This window comes from Cyanobium sp. T1B-Tous (genome assembly GCF_024345475.1).
Taxonomy (GTDB): Bacteria; Cyanobacteriota; Cyanobacteriia; order PCC-6307; family Cyanobiaceae; genus Cyanobium_A.
Window position 1 is genome coordinate 1 of the sequence record NZ_JAGQBE010000118.1, and the last position, 5,172, is coordinate 5,172.

Below are 5,172 nucleotides of genomic sequence, written 5' to 3' on the forward strand. Positions count from 1 at the left end.
GACTACGCCAGCTGGTTGGCGATCGGCATGGCGCTCCACGCGGTGGACCCGGGCCTGCTGAGCGACTGGGTGAGCTGGTCACGCGGCTGCACCAACTTCGATGAGGCCGAGTGTCTCGCCAAGTGGAGCTCCTTCAAGGGGAGAGGGGTGACGATCGGCACCCTGCACCACTACGCCGGGCTCGATGGCTTCCACTACAGCCGCGAGCCAGCTGCCAGCCTGGGCCCAGAGCGCACCGGCCAGGCCTCGCTTCCCCCACCCGCTGAACCACCGCGGGATGAGCAGATCGCTGAACTGCTGGAGCAACTGCTCAATCTCCTGCTCGAAACGCGGGACACCTGGGCGCAGGAGCAGGCCGTCCGCGCCTCCCTCTGGAGCCTCGGGGTGAATGGCCAGGCGATCGACGAGCGTCTTTATTACGCCCTGGCAGTGCGCTGGCAGCTGCCGCTGCAGAGCTCCCATGGCGGTGGCAGCCGCAATCGCCGGCTTTGCGATCCGATCGCCTCGCCGGCGGAAGACCTACTGCCGGGTTTCCTGCTCTGGCGCCGCGATCACCTGCTCTTTGGAGCGGGCGGCACCGGCAAGACGATGGCGGCGGCCGCCATGGCCGTTTGCTGCATCAAAGGGCTGCCGTTCCTCGACCAGGAGATCCCACCCACCCGCAGCGGCCGGGTGCTGTGGATCGGCACCGATGGCGGAGAGGGCGCCCGGGCCATGGTGCGCGAATACCTGGAGGACCTGGGCTATGCCGATGACCCGGAGGTCATCGAGCAGCTGACCATCTGGAGCGCCGAACCGGCCGAGGCCATGCCCTCCTGGTGCTGCACCCCATCGGGTCTGCAGGAACTGCGCCAGGAGCTGGCCGCCGGCGACTACGCACTGGTGGTGATCGATTCGCTCAAGGCGGTGCTCGAGCTGGCCGGGGTGAACTTCGGGATCGGGCCGGTGGGCACCCTGCTGCGGCTGATGCAGGCGCTGGTCTGCCGTCATTGCTCGCTGCTCTGGCTGCACCATCCAGCCGGCGGCAAGAGCGCCGGTAAGGGACTGCAGGCCGCGGCCGGCAACCAGAACATCAACCAGATCCCCTCAGCGGTGCATCAGCTCACCCGCAAAACCAGCGACCGCGGCCCCTGCAATGTCTGGAGCGTGCACAAGCTGCGCGGCAGTCAGCCTCGGGAGTTCAGCTACCGCCTTACCGAGGACGGCTTTGAGATCACAGAAGGCGTGATCACCCGCAACTGCCGCGTGGCGGTGATGGATGCGATCGAGCTGCGCCAGGCCGGTGGCCTGCCCAGCAGCACCCCCTACCTCTGCAACGACCTGGGCACGTTCCATGAGGGCTCCGTGCGCAACAACCTCACCTGGTTGCGCAAGCGCGGCCTGGTCCGCAAGGGCGGCACCGCCTGGTGTCTGACACCCCAAGGCCAACGGGTGCTGGAGCTGACCCGCCAGGGCAGTGGCGGCTGTGAAGGCTGGTTGCGATGACCTCTGCCAACCCTCACTTCCACCCTCTCTCCCTCCCCCTATCCAAAGAATGAATGGATGATTTTTTCTCTGATAAAGCCTGCAGTGCAGTGGTTCTTAGCGTTCAGAGCGGATGGAAAAAAAGATGAACGGCGATGAAACCTCCGTGATTTCACCGATTCACCTGTGCTCATCGCTGAATCAAGCTGGCGCAATCCTCGAAAGCCGCTGCTGCGCGGAGGATCTGCCGGAATTTTTCACGCCTTCACGCCCCTCTCCTAGGGACACCCCCTCCCCCTTGCTGCGTCCGGCATGAACACCACCTGGCTCGATCCCATCCCCGGTCTGCAGCGCCGTGATCCGGAGCACCGCTACTGGCTGGGCGACCACCTGTTCCCGGTGTCGATCACCGGTGTGCTGCAGGTGGCCAAATCCAGCTATGCCCTGGCGCGAATAGAAGCCAGCCGGCCGGTGTGGGAACCGCGGGGCAACACCTGCCACCTGGCCCTCGAGCTTTTCCTGGCCGGCCGCTACCGCCAGGACGGCGATGTCGATCTTGCCGAGGTGCTCAACCGCCTGACCAGCGAGGAGGACTTTCTGGATTACCGGGAGTGGATCGAGCCCTTGATCAGCCACGAGCGCTGGGACGAGGTGGAGGTGCTCGCCTCGGAGCGAGCCACCTGCTGTCTGGTGCGCAACGTCGCGGGGACCTTTGATGTGGCGTTCGTTGATCTGCAGCTTCCGGTGAGCGGCGGCCGGCCGGCTGGCGTGAGCGGCCCGGCGCGGGTGCTGGCGGATCTCAAGAGCCTCTCGGCCAGTGGCAGCACCTACTGCACCCGGGCCCAGATCGGCGGCTACATGGCGCTCGAATGGAGCCATGGCCACTGGTACGACTACGGCCAGACGCTCTGGTGCCGTCCTGGCCGCAGCCAGTTCTCGCCGCTCTATTCACGGTCGGAGTGCCTGAGCGCCTGGGCCGCGGCCTGGGCCCACTACGCCGGCCACTATCGGCCCTTCTGATAGCCGCAACCTTGCAATCGAAAGGTATTACTTGCGGCTTGCATTAGCGAGCCGCTAACTTTCCTCGCAATGGCAGGGCTGTTCGTCCCTGTTGCTGAGGCTCCGTGGATCTCGCTCCTGCTGCCCTGCGCCCTGCGCAGGCCGATGTCTCGCCAGGCGTTGGCCTCGGCGCTGTTGCGGCTGACCCTGCTGATCTCGATGCGGTGCTGGATCGGATCACGGCGCTCAAGGCTTCCCAGAAGACAATCGACGCCGAGCTGGCGCCCCTGCTCGACGCCCTCAGCAGCGCCCTCGATGCCGGCGAGCTCGATGCCTCCTTCTGCCACAACGACTTCAGCTTCTGCTGGTCCGCCGGCCGCACCAGCTACGACTACCCCGAGCCGCTGCGGCAGCAGGAGCAGCGGCTCAAGCAGGGCCAGAAAAACGCGATCGCTTCAGGCCAGGCGACGGCCAGGACCGGCCAGCCCTTCTGGACCGTCAAGGCACCCCGGTCCAGCTGAGCAGCGCCATGGCCAATCCCCAGAAGCGCAAGGGTGACGCGGCAGAGCGGGAGGCCTCCCAGCTGATCGCCGATCTTTTGGCAATGCCGGTGCGGCGCAAGCTCGGTGCCGGCCGCACCAACGGCGCCGGCGGCGACATCGGCGACATCGATGGCGTGCCCGGTCACGCGATTCAGATCGCCCGCTGGTCAGACGTGGCCGCGGCCGCCCGAATCAAGCCCGGCGAGGCCCAGCTCCAGGCCGCCAATGCCGGTGTGCCCTTTGCCGCCACCTGGGTGCGCTTCCGCGGCGGCACCTGGCGGGTGGTGCTCACCCCCGAGCAGTGGGCCTCCTACGTGCGCGCGGCGCTGCCGCAGGGAGCGGTGGCCGCATGAGCCGAGCCCAGGCCACGACGGCGGAGCTGTTTGAGCTGCTGCGCGATGCCGCCCCCCAGGAAGACGACGACGGCACCCCCCGCTACCCAGACCCCCAGCCGGCCGGTTCCCCGCGGGGTCTGGCGACTCGCTTTCCGCACCAGAAGCTGCCGCCCCGCCCCTCCGTCGCCGAAGTGGAGCGCCGCATCGCCGAGGCCCAGCTCTGGATCGCCCAGCGCCTACCACTGGTGACGATGCGGGCAAATGCGGCCGCTTCCTGGGGGGTGAGCAACACCCGCACCATCAACCGCTACCTCGATCTGGCTCGCAAGCGGATGGTGGAGGAGCTGATCAGCAACCGGCTTGAACACCAGGCCCAGCACATCTATGCGCTCTACGACTGCGCCCGCCGCGCCATGGATGCCGAGCAGTTCTCTGCAGCCGTCGGCGCCCTGCGGGTGATCGCCGAGATCGGCGGCCTGCTGCGGGCACCGATCAAGCCGCCCGACCCCCAGGGGGCCAAGGCCCCATGAGCACCAGCGCTGTGCCCTCTGCCGGCGGGCTGTTGCTGCAGGGCACCACCGACCTCTGGGCTGACTGGGGTCTGCTGGGGGTGCCCGATCCCGACCGCCAGAGCCAGCGCCGCCTGCCCCAGAGCTTCCAGGCCTTCATTGCCGAGGCCTACCCCAGCTACCGCTTCCACCGCTGGACAGAGGTGCTGATCGGCCTGCTGCAGGCCGTGGCTGACGGCCAGCTCTCGCGTCTGATCGTCACCTGTCCGCCGCGGCTGGGCAAATCGCTGCTCGTCTCCAAGCTGTTTCCCGCCTACTGGATCTCCCGCTACCCGAACCTGTTCTGCGCCATCGCCTCCTATTCCGGTGAGCTGGCCTATGCCCACTCCCGTGAGGCGCGCCACTTCTACAGGGTGAGTGGCCATCCGCTCTCCAAGGATTCCGCCGCCGTCGGCAACTGGCTCACCCCCCTGCGGGGCGGCTGCATCGCTGCCGGCGTCAACGGACCCTTCACGGGCAAGGGCTATTCGCTCGGAATCATCGATGACCCCTACAAGGGTCCGGCTGATGCCAGCTCAGCTCTTATCCGCGAGCGGTTGATCGACTGGTTGCGCACCGTCTGGTTCACCCGCTCGGAACCAACCGCCAGCACGATCGCGGCCCAAGTGATCGTGCTCACCCGCTGGGATCACCAGGACATGGTGGGCTGGCTGATGGAGCAGGAGGGCGGTGATGCCCCCCAGGGCTGGCACCTGCTCAACCTGCCCGCCATTGCCGAGGTTCCCGCCGAGCGGCAGCAGTTCCCGCCCACCTGCACCGTGCAGCCCGACTGGCGCCAGCCGGGTGAGGCCCTCTGCCCGGAGCGCTTCCCGCTCGAGGAGCTGCTCAAGATCCGCTCCCGCATGGGCTCGTACTGGTGGCAGGCCCTCTACCAGCAGCGACCGACCCCGGCCCAGGGCTACGTGTTTCTGCGCCAGTGGCTGCAGCCACCCCAGAACCGCCGGCAGCGGCGCTACAGCCCGCTGGTGCTCTCCTGCGACCTGTCGTTCAAGGGGGAGGACGACTCGTCCTATTGCGCCTTCATCCTCCAGGGACTGCTGCTGCCGGAACCCCACAGGGCAGAAGCCCAGACCAGCCCGGCCCCAGCCAGGCAGGAGCTCGACATCGAGGTGCTCTGGGCCACCCGCCATCACTTCGGGTTGCCCGAGACGATCCGCTTCCTGCTGCAGACCCTCTCGGCCCTGGAGCAGCAGGGCCTGCGTCCCCATGCCGTCCTGATAGAAGACGCCGCCAACGGCCCGGCGGTGCTGCGAACCCTGCGCC

General features: G+C 67.5%; 6 protein-coding genes. All 6 read left to right on the forward strand.

Annotation, left to right across the window (positions count from 1 at the left end):
- A partial coding sequence (locus tag KBY71_RS14910; protein ID WP_254929668.1) for a PriCT-2 domain-containing protein occupies positions 1-1,485 on the forward strand: 1,485 nt, incomplete at its 5' end.
- A gap of 291 nt (positions 1,486-1,776) precedes the next feature.
- Complete coding sequence (locus KBY71_RS14915; RefSeq protein WP_254929669.1) at positions 1,777-2,484, forward strand: hypothetical protein; 708 nt, start codon at positions 1,777-1,779, stop codon at positions 2,482-2,484.
- Positions 2,485-2,588: 104 nt separating this feature from the next.
- On the forward strand, positions 2,589-2,984 hold the full coding sequence (locus KBY71_RS14920; protein WP_254929670.1) for a hypothetical protein: 396 nt from the start codon (positions 2,589-2,591) through the stop codon (positions 2,982-2,984).
- Positions 2,985-2,992: 8 nt separating this feature from the next.
- Positions 2,993-3,358 (forward strand): hypothetical protein, encoded by a 366-nt coding sequence (locus tag KBY71_RS14925; RefSeq protein WP_254929671.1) that lies wholly within the window; start codon positions 2,993-2,995, stop codon positions 3,356-3,358.
- Positions 3,355-3,870, forward strand: a complete 516-nt coding sequence (locus tag KBY71_RS14930) for a hypothetical protein (protein ID WP_254929672.1) — start codon at positions 3,355-3,357, stop codon at positions 3,868-3,870. Before KBY71_RS14925 ends, KBY71_RS14930 begins: the two co-directional genes overlap by 4 nt.
- Positions 3,867-5,172: terminase (locus KBY71_RS14935; protein ID WP_254929673.1), on the forward strand; the 1,306-nt coding region annotated here is incomplete at its 3' end. The genes KBY71_RS14930 and KBY71_RS14935, both read left to right, overlap by 4 nt.

Bases quoted from the DNA above. Each gene is read 5' to 3' on its own strand.
- KBY71_RS14915 (WP_254929669.1), top strand. From the start codon at position 1,777: ATGAACACCACCTGGCTCGATCCCATCCCCGGTCTGCAGCGCCGTGAT.
- KBY71_RS14925 (WP_254929671.1), top strand. From the start codon at position 2,993: ATGGCCAATCCCCAGAAGCGCAAGGGTGACGCGGCAGAGCGGGAGGCC.
- KBY71_RS14930 (WP_254929672.1), top strand. From the start codon at position 3,355: ATGAGCCGAGCCCAGGCCACGACGGCGGAGCTGTTTGAGCTGCTGCGC.